The sequence below is a fragment of the Hydrogenophaga sp. 5NK40-0174 genome (assembly GCF_040372165.1).
Classification (GTDB): domain Bacteria; phylum Pseudomonadota; class Gammaproteobacteria; order Burkholderiales; family Burkholderiaceae_C; genus Hydrogenophaga.
Genome location: NZ_BAABWG010000001.1, coordinates 106,994 through 122,106, shown reverse-complemented (window position 1 = coordinate 122,106; position 15,113 = coordinate 106,994). Strand labels below are relative to the sequence as shown.

Annotated in this window: 14 protein-coding genes; 7 read left to right on the top strand and 7 right to left on the bottom strand. The window is 62.1% G+C overall.

What is annotated here, in order from left to right:
- Positions 1-1,074, bottom strand: coding sequence for an ABC transporter permease (locus tag ABWV89_RS00540; protein WP_353393186.1), 1,074 nt, complete (start codon positions 1,072-1,074; stop codon positions 1-3).
- Positions 1,061-2,626: an ABC transporter ATP-binding protein gene (locus tag ABWV89_RS00535; protein ID WP_353393185.1), complete on the bottom strand. Its 1,566-nt coding sequence runs from the start codon at positions 2,624-2,626 to the stop codon at positions 1,061-1,063. Before ABWV89_RS00535 ends, ABWV89_RS00540 begins: the two co-directional genes overlap by 14 nt.
- Positions 2,627-2,727: 101 nt before the next feature.
- Here ABWV89_RS00535 and xdhA point away from each other — a divergent pair, with 101 nt between their 5' ends.
- Together xdhA and xdhB are read left to right on the top strand one after the other, a co-directional pair.
- Positions 2,728-4,320 carry a xanthine dehydrogenase small subunit gene (gene xdhA, locus ABWV89_RS00530; protein ID WP_353393183.1) on the top strand — a complete coding sequence of 531 codons (1,593 nt, stop codon included), beginning with the start codon at positions 2,728-2,730 and terminating at the stop codon, positions 4,318-4,320.
- Positions 4,317-6,608, top strand: coding sequence for a xanthine dehydrogenase molybdopterin binding subunit (xdhB, locus tag ABWV89_RS00525; protein ID WP_353393181.1), 2,292 nt, complete (start codon positions 4,317-4,319; stop codon positions 6,606-6,608). The genes xdhA and xdhB overlap by 4 nt, the downstream gene beginning before the upstream one ends.
- A 28-nt stretch (positions 6,609-6,636) precedes the next feature.
- Here xdhB and ABWV89_RS00520 read toward each other — a convergent pair whose 3' ends face one another.
- The 3 genes from ABWV89_RS00520 to ABWV89_RS00510 all read right to left on the bottom strand — a co-directional run bounded on the left by ABWV89_RS00520 (position 6,637) and on the right by ABWV89_RS00510 (position 9,702).
- A complete protein-coding gene (locus ABWV89_RS00520; RefSeq protein ID WP_353393180.1) occupies positions 6,637-7,656 on the bottom strand; it encodes an AraC family transcriptional regulator in 1,020 nt (339 codons plus the stop codon).
- A gap of 60 nt (positions 7,657-7,716) precedes the next feature.
- On the bottom strand, positions 7,717-8,904 hold the full coding sequence (locus ABWV89_RS00515) for a serine hydrolase domain-containing protein (protein WP_353393178.1): 1,188 nt from the start codon (positions 8,902-8,904) through the stop codon (positions 7,717-7,719).
- A gap of 165 nt (positions 8,905-9,069) precedes the next feature.
- Positions 9,070-9,702 (bottom strand): LysE family translocator, encoded by a 633-nt coding sequence (locus ABWV89_RS00510; RefSeq protein WP_353395109.1) that lies wholly within the window; start codon positions 9,700-9,702, stop codon positions 9,070-9,072.
- Between the two features lie 100 nt (positions 9,703-9,802).
- On the opposite strand from ABWV89_RS00510, the gene ABWV89_RS00505 reads away from it, so the two are divergent.
- From ABWV89_RS00505 to ABWV89_RS00490, 4 genes are all read left to right on the top strand, one after another.
- Positions 9,803-10,075 (top strand): DUF167 domain-containing protein, encoded by a 273-nt coding sequence (locus ABWV89_RS00505; protein ID WP_353393176.1) that lies wholly within the window; start codon positions 9,803-9,805, stop codon positions 10,073-10,075.
- Positions 10,072-11,052, top strand: a complete 981-nt coding sequence (locus ABWV89_RS00500; RefSeq protein WP_353393174.1) for a ketopantoate reductase family protein — start codon at positions 10,072-10,074, stop codon at positions 11,050-11,052. The genes ABWV89_RS00505 and ABWV89_RS00500 overlap by 4 nt, the downstream gene beginning before the upstream one ends.
- 4 nt (positions 11,053-11,056) lie before the next feature.
- Positions 11,057-11,734, top strand: a complete 678-nt coding sequence (locus ABWV89_RS00495) for a hypothetical protein (RefSeq protein ID WP_353393172.1) — start codon at positions 11,057-11,059, stop codon at positions 11,732-11,734.
- A gap of 80 nt (positions 11,735-11,814) precedes the next feature.
- Positions 11,815-12,114 (top strand): hypothetical protein, encoded by a 300-nt coding sequence (locus ABWV89_RS00490; protein WP_353393170.1) that lies wholly within the window; start codon positions 11,815-11,817, stop codon positions 12,112-12,114.
- Positions 12,115-12,150: 36 nt separating this feature from the next.
- Here the strand turns inward: ABWV89_RS00490 and ABWV89_RS00485 are convergent, their stop codons facing one another.
- Positions 12,151-12,909, bottom strand: coding sequence for a hypothetical protein (locus ABWV89_RS00485; RefSeq protein WP_353393168.1), 759 nt, complete (start codon positions 12,907-12,909; stop codon positions 12,151-12,153).
- Positions 12,910-12,931: 22 nt separating this feature from the next.
- Positions 12,932-13,822: a LysR family transcriptional regulator gene (locus tag ABWV89_RS00480; protein ID WP_353393166.1), complete on the bottom strand. Its 891-nt coding sequence runs from the start codon at positions 13,820-13,822 to the stop codon at positions 12,932-12,934.
- A gap of 106 nt (positions 13,823-13,928) precedes the next feature.
- On the opposite strand from ABWV89_RS00480, the gene ABWV89_RS00475 reads away from it, so the two are divergent.
- Positions 13,929-15,086, top strand: coding sequence for an Acg family FMN-binding oxidoreductase (locus ABWV89_RS00475; protein ID WP_353393164.1), 1,158 nt, complete (start codon positions 13,929-13,931; stop codon positions 15,084-15,086).
- Positions 15,087-15,113: the final 27 nt, after the last annotated feature.

The following is a 15,113-nucleotide window of genomic DNA, read 5'->3' as shown; positions in this document are numbered from 1 at the left end:
TCAGCTGGCCGCACCCACACGGCGCTTGCGCACCACGCGATACTGGATGAGGGTGTCGCAGGCCAGCAGCGCAAACAGCAGCAAGCCCTGGAACACACCGGTGATGGATTTGGGCAGGCCCATGCGCGACTGCGCCAGCTCGCCCCCGATGTAGAACATGCTCATGAGGATGGCCGAGAACACCATGCCCACCGGATGCAGTCGCCCCACAAAGGCAACGATGATGGCCGCAAAACCATAACCTGCCGGCACGTAGGGCGTGAGCTGACCGATGGGCCCGGCCACTTCCAGCGCGCCAGCCAGCCCAGCCGTGCCACCGGAGAGGAGCAAGGCCACCCACAAGGCTTTGCGCGAAGAAAAGCCTGCGTAGCGCGCGGCGGCTGGCGCCAGCCCACCGACCTGCTGGGCGAAACCACCCAGCGTCCGGAACAGATACAGCCAGAGCAAACCACTGCCCAGCAGGGCGAGAATCAGGCCCATGTTCATGCGCGAGCCGCGCATGAGGCGCGGCACCTGCGTGGCCGCTTCAAAGGTCTTGGTCTGCGGAAAGTTGAAGCCCATCGGGTCTTTCCATGGGCCGTAAACCAGATAGTTGAGGATCTGTACAGCCACATAGACCAGCATCAGGCTCACCAGAATTTCGTTGGCGTTGAAGCGGTCGCGCAGCAAGGCGGTGATGCCCGCCCAGACCATGCCACCCAGCACCCCTGCCAGCAGCACGGCCGCCATGATCCACGGGCCGGTGTTGGCGTCTGCCGTCAGCGCCACACCGCCGGCAAACACGGCACCGATGATGTACTGCCCTTCGGCGCCGATGTTCCAGATGTTCGACCGAAAACAAACGGCCAGTCCGAGTGCGATGAGGAGCAGCGGCGTGGCCTTGACCATGAGCTCACCCCAGGCGTAACTGCTCTTGATCGGCTCGTAGAAGAACATTTGCAGCCCGCGCCATGGGTCCTTGTCCAGGATGGCGAACAAGGCAATGCCGATCAGCACCGTGACCAGCAAGGCCAGAACGGGCGATGCCAGGCTCCACCAGCGCGAAGCTTGCGGGCGCGGCTCAAGCTGAAACATGTGCGGCCTCCTCATCCCACAGGCCAGACATCCATTCGCCCAGGCGCTCCACTGTGGCCTCCGTTCTCGGCAAGCTGGGCGACAAGCGCCCCTTGGCCATCACGTAAAGCCGGTCGCAAATCTCGAACAACTCGTCCAACTCCTCACTGACCACCAGCACCGCGCAGCCAGCATCTCGCAGCGCCAGAATCTCGCCGCGGATTTGTGCGGCTGCCCCCACATCCACTCCCCAAGTGGGCTGGCTGAGCAGAAGCACCGCGGGGGCCGCATCGATCTCGCGCCCCACGATGAATTTTTGCAGGTTGCCGCCCGAGAGCGAGCGCGCCGGCGCATCCGGCCCGCCAGCTTTCACCTGGAACCGCTGAATGATGTCCGCCGCCTGTGCCTTGAGCGCACCCAGGCGCAACCATCCCGCCGTGCCCACCTTGTCCCGCCGCGAGAGCAACAGGTTGTGCGCCAGAGAGAGTGAGGGCACTGCTCCTCTGCCCAGGCGCTCCTCTGGTACGAAGGCCAGGCCTTTGCGGCGACGACCGGGCGGTGGCAGACGAGACACATCGGCTCCAGCCAACATGACCTGCCCCTGCTGGGCGCTCAGGCTGAGTTCACCCGACAACACCTGCATCAGCTCGCGCTGGCCATTACCAGACACACCGGCGATGCCCACCACCTCGCCCTTGGCCACGGAAAGGTTCACACCCTCCAGGCTGACACCAAACGGGTCATCGCTGGGCAAGTGGAGCTTCTGCGCGCTGAGTATGACATCGCCAGGGTGGTGCGGGCGCGCCTCCAGCGTTGGAGGCTCTGCGCCGATCATCATGCGCGAGAGCGAGGCATTGCTCTCTTCACGCGGGTCGCAATTGCCGGTAACTTTGCCACCGCGCAGCACGGTGCACGCCGTGCAAAGAGAACGGATTTCGTGCAGCTTGTGACTGATGTAAAGAATGCTGCAGCCTTCACTGGCGAGCTGGCGCAAGACCACAAAGAGCTTCTCCACCGCTTGCGGCGTGAGCACCGACGTCGGTTCATCCAGGATGAGGAGTTGGGGCTGCGTGAGCAGCGCCCGGATGATTTCCACACGCTGCATTTCCCCCACCGACAGGCTGTGCACCATGCGCGAAGGGTCCACGTCCAGGCCGTACTCCTGCGCTTTTTCCCGGATGCGGTCAGTGACTTCCATCAGCGAAAAACGCTTGTCCAGGCCCAGCCAGACGTTCTCGGCCACGGTGAGCGTATCGAACAGGCTGAAGTGCTGGAACACCATGCTGATGCCCAGTGCCCGGGCTTCCTGCGGATTGCGCACCGCCACGGGCTCGCCATTGAACAGCACCTGACCTTCATCGGGCTTGACGGCGCCGTAGATGATCTTCATGAGCGTGGACTTGCCGGCACCGTTCTCGCCCAGCACCGCGTGAATTTCGCCGGCCTGTACGGCAAGAGAGACGCCGTCATTCGCCACCACGGACGGGTAGCGCTTCGTGATGCCTTGCAAGGAGAGGCGCATCGCTACATCCGCTGGCGCGCGATGGGACGAAGAAACGGCGTCGTTGCTCATGTTCTCGTTGTTTGCTTCAAAATCTGCAGTGCCTTGGCGCCGGTTGGCACGAAGAGTGCATGTTGACGGCAAGCCCTTGAGGCACCGTCTAGGACCTGCCCATGATTGCAGCATATGTCATGCCAGGTCTCTGGCGCTATGCTGACAACATGAATCCTTCGCTTCACCCGATGCCGACCGTTCCGATCACCATTGTCCGCCAGGGGCAGTGCATCTCGCTGGACAATGTACCACCCCACCGAACGCTGCTGCAGGTGCTGCGGGAAGACTTGGGTGTGACCTCGGTGAAAGAGGGTTGTGCAGAGGGCGACTGCGGCGCATGCACCGTTGTGGTGACCGATCTTGACGACCAAGGGCAGCCCAGGCGCAAGGCCATCAACAGCTGTATCTCACTGGCCCACGCTGCGCACGGCAAAGCCGTCTCCACTGCCAGCGACATTGCACCCAGTGGTGAACTCCACCCGGCCCAACAAGCCATGCTCGACCACCATGGCAGCCAGTGCGGTTTTTGCACGCCAGGCTTCGTGATGAGCATGTATGCGCTTTACCACGACACAGACGGGGGCCAGGGCGTCACGCGAGAGCAAGCGCAAACCACCTTGTCTGGCAACCTGTGCCGCTGCACGGGCTACCGCCCGATTCTGGACGCGGCGGTGGATATGCACCGCCACGCGCCTGCCGAAATCATCACTCAAGCCGAAGCGGCCGACGTGGCAGCGATTCGCCGCCTGAAGACCCGAAAAGCACCGCAAAAGAAGTCCTCAGGCCTGTCCACGCCGTCGTACCAGCGCCCCGCTCGGCTGGAGGCTTTGCTCAAAGCGCGCCAGGCCCAACCCAAGGCGCAGCTGGTGGCCGGTTGCACCGACGTGGGCTTGTGGATCACCAAGCAGCACCAGCACTTTGAACAGATCATCGACGTCACTGGCGCCAAAGAACTCCAAGGCATCGAGACCTACCCGCATCACATCGCCGTGGGCGCCGGCGTGTCGCTGGAGAACGCTTTCCAGACCATGGCAGTGGAACGCCCCGAGCTGCGCACGTTCTTCGAACGCTTTGCCGGCCTGCCGGTTCGGCAAGCAGGCACCTTGTGCGGCAACGTGGCCAATGGCTCACCCATTGGCGACAGCATGCCGCTGCTGATCGCTTTGCGTGCCAGCGTGGTGCTGATGCGTTGGAACGCACGCCAACAACGTGTCGAGCATCGTGAGATGGCCATTGAAGACCTTTACACCGGCTATCGCCAGAACGTGCTTCGTGCCGACGAGATCATTGCCTGGGTGAAAGTGCCGCGCCCCACCCAGGATGGGACGCAGGTGCGCGCCTACAAAGTGAGCAAACGTTTCGACGACGACATCTCCGCCGTGTGCCTGGCGGTTCAGTGGCGGGTGCAAGATGGTGTTGTGGTCGACGCATCCATCGGTGCAGGCGGCGTCGCCGCCACACCATCTCGGGCTCGGCAAACCGAGGCAGCGCTCAAGGGGCAGCGCTGGAGTGAAGCCACCATCGAACAGGCCCAGAAGGTGATTCGCGCTGAATTCGACCCCATCTCCGACATGCGCGCCACAGCAAACTATCGGTCAAAGTTGCTGGGGAACCTGGTCAAGCGCCTGTGGCTCGAAACGCGGCACCCGAACACCGTCATTGGTCTCGGCAGCGTCGGCGCTGCCGTCATCCAGGAGGAATCGCAGCAATGACCCAAGCCTCACCCGCCGCCGGACAGCCACACCCGCACGAAAGCGTACAAGCCCAGTTGATGGGTCTGGCGCCTTATGTGGACGACATTCCCGAGGTGGCCGGCACGCTCTACGCGGCACCGGTTTGCTCTCCCATGGCGCATGGTCATTTGACTGAGATCGAGGCCAGAGAGGCATTGGCCATGCCTGGCGTGGTGGGTCTGGTGTCTGCAGCGGACGTTCCAGGCAATCCTCTGCTGGCATCCTTTGGACAGGACGAGCCCATTTTCCCCGCCGACACCGTTCAATTCATGGGGCAAGTGGTGGCTTTGGTGGTGGCATCTGACATCCACACTGCTCGCAAAGCGGCTGCCAAAGTCGGCGTGGCCATCTCCCCATTGCCCCCGGTGTTGAGTGTGCAGGAAGCGCACGCCAAACAGCACTATGTGCTGCCGCCGGTGCACGTTCGCCGCGGCGATGCCGAGGCTGCATTGGCCAAAGCGGCTCACAAACTTAAGGGCAGCTTCGAAGCCGGCGGCCAGGAACATTTCTACCTGGAAGGGCAAGTGGCCTATGCCCTGCCGCAAGAACAAAACCAATGGTTGATTCACAGCAGCACGCAGCACCCTGGTGAGGTGCAGCACTGGGTCGCCAGTGCTTTGGATGTGGCCAATCACGCGGTCAGGGTGGAATGCCGCCGCATGGGCGGCGGCTTTGGCGGCAAGGAGACCCAGGGCGGGCACCTCGCGGTGTGGGCCGCACTGGCGGCACGCAAATTCAACGCGCCTGTGAAGTTGAGGCTCGATCGGGACGAAGATTTCATCATCACCGGCAAGCGGCACCCTTTTGCGTACGACTATGAGGTCGGCTTTGATGGCAGCGGGCGACTGTGTGGCCTGCGCCTGGACATGCTGGTCAATTGCGGCTTCAGCGCCGACTTGTCTGCCCCCGTGGCGGACCGCGCCATTTTCCATGCCGACAACGCCTATTTTCTGGAAGACGTGGTCATCAGCTCTTACCGCTGCAAGACCCATCTGCAAAGCCAAACAGCGTTCCGCGGCTTCGGCGGGCCGCAAGGCATGCTCGTCATCGAGCGCATCATGAGCGACATTGCGCGCGCCTTGGGCAAGGATCCGATTGCGGTTCGCATGGCCAACCTTTACGGCCTTGCACCGCGCGACACCACGCACTACCAGATGGTGGTGGAAGACAATATTCTTGAGCCTTTGATGACGCGCCTTGCGCACGACTGCCACTACAGCAGCCGGCGCGAGAGCATTGCGCAATGGAACCGGCAGCACCCCACGCTGCGCCGCGGCATGGCACTCACGCCCGTCAAGTTCGGCATCAGCTTCACAGCCACGCTGTTCAATCAGGCCGGCGCCTTGGTGCACGTCTACACCGACGGCAGTGTGCAGGTTCACCATGGCGGCACCGAGATGGGCCAAGGCCTCAACACCAAGGTGGCGCAACTGGTGGCGGACGAGCTGGGTGTCTCGCTTGCGCGCGTGGCTTGCAGCGCGGCCGACACCGCCAAGATTCCCAACGCGAGCGCCACGGCCGCGTCTGCTGGCACCGACCTGAACGGTCGCGCTGCGCAATTTGCTGCTCGCAACGTGCGAGACAACCTGGCCGCGTTTGTGGCAGGCCTGGACGGCTGCGGCGCCGGCGCTGTGCGTTTCGAAGGTGGACAGATCACCACCCCGACCTGCTCCCGATCGTTTGAAGAGGTCGTGGGTCAAGCCTATGCCAACCGCATCCAGCTGTGGAGCGACGGCTTCTATCGCACACCCAAAATTCACTACGACAAGACCACCCTGACCGGCCGGCCGTTCTACTACTTCGCCTACGGTGCAGCCTGCAGCGAGGTCATCATCGACACACTGACGGGTGAAAGCCGTGTGCTCAGGGTCGACGTGCTGCATGACGTGGGCAACAGCATCAACCCGGCGATTGACGTGGGGCAGATCGAAGGCGGCTTCACCCAAGGCATGGGCTGGCTCACCACAGAAGAACTGGTGTGGGCAGGGGCTGACGCCAAATCAGCCGGCAAGCTTCTGACCCATGCGCCCAGCACCTACAAGATTCCTGCCACCGGGGACCTGCCTGCGGTGTTCAACATCGCTTTCTGGCCCGAGCCCAACCGGGAAGACAACGTGCACGGCAGCAAGGCGGTTGGTGAGCCACCGTTCATGTTGGCCATCAGCGTGTTCGAAGCCATGCGCGACGCGGTGGCGCAAGCGGGCGGCGAGCCAACGCGCATGAATGCGCCGGCCACACCCGAGCAGATACTTCACTGCCTTTCGTGACGACACGTCGCCGGTGTCGGCTCGAACCTCAGGTCAAGCGATGATTGCGCAATGAACTCGCAGGCAGCTCGTTGAAACGCTGCCGGTAGATCTTGGCGAAATAGCCCATATTGGCAAAACCCCAGTCGGCGGCAATGGACTGGACGGTGGCACCTGGCCCCGCCATCAGGAGCTCGGCCCGGACGCCCTGCAGTCGCTGCTCTCGCAAAGCGTCCATGGGCGTGCATCGACGGTACTCGCGGAACCCTTGGCTCAGGCAACGCACACTCACGCCCGCCACTGTGGCCAGCTCGCTCAGCGTGGGTGCCAGGCGAGCGTTCTCGCGGATGTGCCTTTCAGCGGCCAGCACGTGACGAGGCGCCAGCCTATATTCGAGCTGATCAGACGGCTGCGCCAACTGTGCCCGCCACTGCGTGAGCAAGTGCACGCCGATCACCTCTTCCAGGTGGCGCCCCAGCGGGCCGTCGCTGACGGCCTCAGGCATATGCGTGATGCACTGACACACATAGGCCAGCAAGCTGATCCAGGGCGAACCAGCACCGCCCATGCGGAAGGTTCGAAGCCACAGGCGTTCGTCAGCCGGCTCACCAAACCAGCGCTCGTGCAGCGAAGCCAACTCGTCGTGTTCAAACGTGAGGTTGACCTGCAAATGATCGGGATCAAAGTCGACCCAGTAGTGTGTGCGAGTGTTGTCCACCACAAAGGTCTCGCCTACGCCGGTGTCGCTGAAGGCGCGGGCACCACTCCAATGGCGTGCCGAGCCGCGCAAGGTGGTCAGTACCATACCGGTGCCAGTCTCAGGAGAGAAGTCTTTGATGTTGACCGGTATGCCGTACTTGAACCGGCTCAGCGTGAAGTGCCCGATCTGCGTGGCGTCCAGTACCGAATCGGGCCGCCGTGCTTTGCCAATCGGCGTGACGGTGTACGGCATGTAAACCTTGTCGGACCAGAGGCGAATGTCGTCCCATTCGCTGGACGCCACCAGCCGGTGCGCCGTACTGGGCTTGCCCCGCGCGTCTTGCACGAGAACGTCGCGAATCACATCCATGGGTGAGTCTCCATCGCCAATGGTCGCCTCACGCCGGGCTACCAGGCCCGGCGCCGTTTTTTAACGGTGATTGTAGACAGCGCTCTCGAACTCCACGAAACCGGGATAGGAGGCGGTGTCATGGAACGGCAGGATCTGCGTGCCCCAGTAGCCACCAACCCCGTTCTGGCGGTCGATCCAGTAGTAGCAATTGGCCAGGCCCGCCCACATCAACGAACCAGCGGGCCGGCCGCTTGGGGTCGCCTGCCGGTTGGTCATGAAGGTGTAGCCCCAACCCTTGTCCGTGCCAGCAAAGAATTCGCCGGTATTGGTCAGGGAAGGAATGGAGCTTGTCCAGCCGCCAGACGAAAGGCCCATTTCCGCCAGACCGTCCGTGCACATGGCCTCCACCGTCTCTGGCTTGAGCACACGACCATTCGGGCCATCGCCATTGTTGAGGAACATGCGGATGAACTTCATGTACTCACCCACCGTGCCATACAGGCCATGACCGCCACAGTCCATCACCGCAGGCTGCGGCAAAGCCAGGTCGGGCAATGGCGTGAGCTTGCCGTCCGCTGCGCGGTCGTGGATGGTGGCGCGGCGCTTGGCCATGTCGTCGGTCATGGTGAACCCGATGTCCTTCATGCCCAGCGGATCAAAAACGCGCTCGCGCATCACCTCACCCAGCCGCTTGCCACGCAGTTTCTCCACGATCAGGCCTGCCCAGTCCATGTTGACACCGTAGGTCCACTCTTCGCCCGGGTCGTGCAGCAACACGGTGCGGATGGATGAGTAGTCGCTGGCAACGATGGTGGGAATATTCCTTGCCTTGCGGAACTGCAGATCCTTCTCACTGAAGAACTCGTAGCAAAGACCAGAGGTGTGCAGCATCAGGTCATTGACGGTGATGCGGCGCTTGGGCACGCGGGTCCTGGGTTGCCCTGCGTAGTCAAAGCTTTCCAGCACTTGCAGCTCGTCAATGTCGGGCACATAGTCCCCAGCGGGATCAGACAATTTCAACTGCCCTTCTTCGACCAGCTGCATCAGGCATACACCGGCGATAGCCTTGGTCGTGGAAAAGAGTGCCAGCACGGAATCCGTGCTCATCGGAGCATCCTTGCCCAGTTGGCGAACGCCAGCTGCGCCCTCGAAGAAGTTGCCGTTGCGATCGGTGGCCATGGCCACCACACCAGGGCTGCCGCCGTGCCGGTTCGCGTTTTGCTGGAGCACAGCATTGAGAGCCGTGCTCATTTTGTCCATTGACATTCTTGTCTCCTGCGTGCGACTGTTGTTGGCACCAACAGTGGGTCGCATCTGTCCTGACTGTTGGTACCGGTCAGGATAGAGAGGAAGAACGGATTTCAATGGTCGAATCCGGCACGCGAATGGCCGGATCCGGCAAACCTTGCGCGCCCCGCCAACGAACGAAGACTAACGGGACAAAACCAGGCGCAAACCCAGACCCACAAACACCACGCCCGCCAGCCGATCCAGCCACAAGGAGGCGCGAGGGCGGCGGCCCAACCATGCCCCCACCGTGCCGGAAAACCAGCCCAAGGTGCCAAACAGCACCGCGGCCTGCACGGTAAACAGGACACCGAGAAGCGCCAGCTGCAGACCGACTTCGCCGCGGTCCGCTGCCACGAACTGCGGCAGAAAGGAGAGAAAGAACAGCACGACCTTGGGGTTGATGGCGTTGGCCACCATGCCTTTGAAGAAGAAACGCCAGGAGGAGGCATTGGACTCCGTGTCCTTCTGCGTCGCAGCGGATGAACCACCCTTGCTGCGAAGGGCGCCGATGCCCAACCACACCAAATAGAGCCCGCCCACCACTTTCAAGGCGGTAAACGCCATCGGCGATGCAGCGACCAGCGCACTCACGCCCAGCACTGCCAACAAAGTATGGCTCAGGCACCCAGCGGCGCACCCCAGACCGAAGGCAACGCCCTTGCCGCGCCCCTTGGACATGCCCACGCCCAACACCATCAGGTTGTCAGGACCAGGTGTGGCTGTGAGCAGCACTGCGGCAACGAGAAAGGCAATGATTTGATCTGGAGAGAGCATGAAACGAATCATAGCCCCGACATCCAGTGCGCCGGTTAGGATGGAGGCCATGCCCATCCTCACTCCAAAGCAGGCGTGCTCTGTCTGAGCCGAGACTTCCATGGGAAAAATTGTTGTCTACTGCCAGCCTGGCGCCAAACAGACCCAGCTCGCGGGCATGCACGACGGAAAGCCCAAGATCCAGCTCAAAGTCCCGCCTGTCGATGGCGCCGCCAACAAGGCCCTGGTCTCTTTCCTGGCCGAGAGGTTGCGCACACCCAAGTCTTCCATCCGCATCATGCAAGGTGCCTCAGGCCGCATCAAGCGGCTGGAGGTGGACGACCTGACAGACGAAATCCTGCACGCCAGACTTCAACCGGAGAACCAGTCATGAGCCCTTTGTCATCCCCTGAGGCAGGCGTGGCTCCCCTCAATGTCGCCGTCTTTGGCGCAGGTGCTGTCGGCTGCTTCTATGGGGGCATGCTCGCCCGAGCGGGACACAACGTGACCTTGATCGCCAGGCCATCACACGTCGCGGCCATAGAGGCCAATGACGGGCTGAGAATGCAGACCTTGCAGTTCGATGAACGCATTCACCTGGCTGCCAGCACCGATGCTTCCGCGGTGGCAACATCCGACATGGTGCTGGTGGCAGTGAAGTCCGGTGGGACGCCCGAAGCCGGCCATCAGATGAAGCCGTTCCTGCGAAAGGACACGCAGGTTTTCTGCCTTCAGAACGGTGTCGACAACGCAGAGCGCCTGCGCGCTGTCTTGCACAACACATCGGTGAGCGCCACGGTGGTCTATGTGGCCACCGAAATGGCCGGGCCTGGACACCTGAGACACCACGGCCGAGGAGAGCTGATCATCGAACCCGGCCCGGCGAGCGAGCAGCTGGCAAGCGCCCTCACAGCTGCCGGCGTGCCGTCACAGGTATCCACCAACGTCAAAGGTGCTCTCTGGGCCAAGCTGGTGGTCAATTGCGCCTACAACGCCCTGTCCGCCGTCGGGCAGATTCCCTACGGACAGCTGGTCAAGCAACCGGGCATTCGCGCCATCATGGAGGATGCTGTGTCCGAATGCCTGGCCGTGGCGGCAGCAGAGGGAATCGAGATCCCAGGCGACCCCCGGGCTGCCGTCAGCGCCATTGCAGAATCAATGGCCGGGCAAAGGTCTTCGACGGCACAGGACCTGGCCATGCAACGCCCCAGCGAGATCGACCATCTCAACGGCTATGTGGTGCGTATGGGCGAGGCGCTCCATCTGGCAACACCTGTGAACCGCGCATTGTGGGCTGCGGTCAAACTGATCGAATGGCAGCAACAACAGAGTCACCAGCCCCAGGATTCAAATCACCCCAGTACACGTTGACGCCATGACACAGCATTCCTTGCGGCCAACCGCAGCCGTTCGCACCGCCCTCCTCCTGACCAGATCCCTTGTCGCCGGCATCACACTGTGCCTCGCTGCGGTCCTGGCTGCGGCAGAGCCCGTTGCGCCGCCCGAGCATGGTGAGATCGTCGATGGGCACTACCACTTCGCAGAGATCGGATGGTCCATGCCCTTGCCAAGGCACTGGGAGATGCTGCCACAAGCCACGTCCAAGCGCGCGCAGGACGCCGGCAACAAGGCCATCGAAGGCGCACTGGGGCAAGCAGTCGACACCTCTGGGCTGCGTCACCTCCTCGCCCTCACCAGGGACCGTGGTCATGTCTTCCAGTCCTCCATCGAGACCGTCTCAGCCGACTTTGCCGCACAATGGCCGGCAGGTGCCGAGTTCGTCCGTGCGGTGATGCTCCAGACTTACGGCAGCAAAGGCATCAAGGTCGAGGCAACGCCGCTACGGAATGAAGAGATCGGAGGCGTCACTTTCTCCGTGTTTGACCTCACCATCTTCAAGCCAGATGGCAGCCCCATGCTCTATCAGCGCATGTATGGCACGCTCTTTGGGGAGCAGGACTTCGGCATCGCATTGACATACCAGAACCCTGCTTTCCGAGACGAAATGCTGGCTGCCATCAGGGCTTCGACTTTTCAGCGCCCCGGCCGATAAAGCAAGGGGTCATGTCCGCAGCGTTAAAATTTTGCGCCTCAGACTGACGTCATCCACCGCAATCAATCACTACTCCCGACATGCACTATTCCGTTTCACACCACAAGCTTCAACTCATTTTGTCCGGCCAGGGAATCAAGTCTGGCGACGTGGGCGCCATTGATGCACTGTTCGGCGGGATGGACGGCTACTACTGGTATGGCACCTTGCGCGATATGTGCCCCGAGGGCAAGACGCTGTCATGGGAGGACCAGTACGGCCTGGTCAATGCCATTCAGGCACACGAAAACACCACGGCAGAGGAAGACGGCATGAAACCGCAGAAGCCTAGCGCGGCCAACATCGCAGCCATTTGCAAGCTGCTCGGTAATCCGGGCTGAGCCTGCGGCCGCGGCCGCTGAAGTGGCCACCTTGATTCACCGCTGCAACCACATGATTTCAACCATCCGATAGCCGCCGGGGTCGTACTCGCCAAGGCCCTGGCGATCGTAGGGCGCGTAGTTGATGCCAACGAAGTACGCCGCTGACAGCTCGGCAAAGTACTCCAGTTGATTCACCGTGGCATAGGCTTTGTCCAGCCTTGCACCCTTGACATCCTGCACGCCCCGGTAGAGGCCACGCTTCTCAGACGCCTTCCAGGCGTTCAGGATGACGGCGTGTTTCTCAGGCCAGTGCGAGATATGCCACGCATGGGCCATCTCGTGCATGACCGCCTTGCGGCTCCACAGCTGGCTCAGGTAGAGCAGGTTGTCTGCACTGTAGATGACGATACCGTTGGCCCAGCGCGGATCGTGGCCATTTCCGCGGCTGGGCTCGCCGCTGCGCACAAAACGCATTCCACTGCGCAACCCGCCGCTCGACGACTGCTCTCCGAGCATGATGAAGAACGGGTAGTCCTTGAAAAAAACCTGAGCGCGCACGGGTAGGGCCGCCTTGACTTCATCCAGTACGGCAGCGAGTTTGTCGCAGGCTTGCTTCGACAGGTGCTGCTTGGCAGGGTCGGCCTCTGACTCGTAGCGCGCTTGCGGAAGGCCCGTGCAGGTCTCGTAAACACGATTCCCACGCGCGAAATCGACAGTAGGGCTGGCACCAGCTGGCGTGAGCAATGGGCCAGCCAGCATCCCATACCACGCCAGGCGAACCAGGCAACCGAAGCGCCCTTTCTGCCATCTCATGTTGCCTGTCCTTTGAAATGGGTCAGCACAGCACCTCCCCAAGTGCATGTCCCAGAAAGTCGTACACGGCCCTGAATCGGGCCGTGGTGCGTATCTCACGATGCACAGCCAGCCAGACAGGAAACTCCGGCAGACGCATCTCGGGTAGCACAGGCACAACATCCGGATCCTGCGTCATCACCGGCTCCGCCACAAACCCTATGCCCAGTCCCGCGCGCACCGCCTTCCACTGCGCGACCAGATCGTCACTGCGCAGGCCAAAGCGCACACGGTCCATGGGCATCTGGAGCTGCGCAGCACCTTTCTCCACCTCGCCGGACCGGTCACCCGTGACCAAATCGTGTTGCCAGAGGTCGGCAGGCGATGCTGGCACTCCACGCTCCTGCAAGTAGCTCCGATGGGCACAGGCACGAATGGCCATGCGCCCGATGCGCCTGGCAATGAGTGCGTCCTGCTGAGGCCGGACCATTCGGATGGCAATGTCGGCATCACGTCGCAGCAGGTTGTCCACCGAGTTGCTCACCACCAGTTCCACGACGATATCGGGCAACGCATTCTTCATCTCGCGCAGAACCGCCGGAAGCACGAAACACCCGACAGACTGGGTTGCGGTGATGCGCACCCGCCCGGTGTCCGCCGTGTCTTGCGACTGGGCCAGCCGCCAAAGCCGGTCCGCGCCTTCCCGCATCGCGCCAGCGGCGTCGGCCAGCTTGTGCGCGGCAGGCGTAGGCGTCAAGCCGCGCCCCGTGCGCTCGAACAGCGCCACCTTGAGCTGCGCCTCCAGCGCTGCGATGTGACGACCCAGCGTCGGCTGACTCACGCCAGTGGCTTTGGCAGCCCCAAGCAGGGAGCCGTGCTCCAGCGCGGCATGAAAGGACTGAATCAGCTCCCAATCGAGTTCATTGCTATTCATTATCGAATATCTCAATTGATCATTTATGGAATTGTGCACTGCCTGGCGCAGGCTGACAATTCACTCATCGATCCACGAGATCCTCAAAGACCACAAGGAGCCACACATGAACCGTCGTCAGATTCTTCGCGTCCTCGGAGGAGGAACCATCGTCGCCGCCGTTGCGCCCATGGCTGCCTGCAGCAGTGACATGCCGGCTGAAGCGGTGGCTGCCTGGGTGCCAGCCCCTTTCAATGGAGACTTGCGCCGCTACGTGCTGTCGCATGCCATCCTGGCGCCCCACTCACACAATCTGCAGTCGTGGATTGTGGACCTGAGTGAACCCGACACCATCGTTCTCCACCTCGATCTGACACGCCTGCTGCCCCAGACCGACCCGTTTGGCCGTCAGATGGTGATGAGCCAGGGCACCTTTGTTGAACTGCTGGACATGGCGGCCCGCGAACAAGGTCATCGTGCTGATGTGGAGGTCTTTCCCGCCGGCGAGTTTGACGCATCCGGGCCGGACTCTCGCCCGACCGCCCGCATTCGGCTCGTCCAGGATGACACGGTCAGGCCAGACCCTCTGTTTGCCCACATCTTCAACCGACGCACCAACCGGGAAGCTTACGAGGCCACGCCGCCAAGCGCAACTGCCATGGAGCGCATTCGGGGTGCGACGGCTGGCTTGCCGATTGCGACAGGCTTCACCGATCCTGCCAACAGCGCCCAACTTCAGGCGCACCGGCAAATTGCCAAGGATGCCTGGAAAATCGAAGTCACCACACCGCGCACCTTGCTGGAGTCCTATCGCCTCATGCGCGTCGGCCCCACGGAAATTGCAGAGCACCGTGACGGGATCAGCAACAACGAACCCATGCTGCGCGCCCTCTCCGGCCTGGGCCTGTTTGACCGCTCGCAGGCGCCGGACCCCGACAGTTACGCTGTCAAGTCCCAGCTTGACGACTTCAACAGCAAGATGGACGCCACACCCGGCTTCTACTGGATGGTCACAAAGGACAACACCCGGTCAACCCAGTTCATGGCCGGCCGCGCTTATGTGCGCGCCCAACTGGCCGCCACTGCGACAGGGTTGAGCATGCAGCCGCTTCAGCAGGCATTGCAGGAATACCCGGAACAAAAAGGGCCGTTCAATGCCATGCGAGACCTGCTCGGCCTGCGCCAGCCCTCGCACACGATTCAGATGTGGACGCGCCTGGGCAAGGGCCCGATCATCGGGCCAGCCCCACGCCGTGGTGTTGACGCACATGTTCAGCGCACCTGATCCGGCCAATGGCATACCTGTCACAAC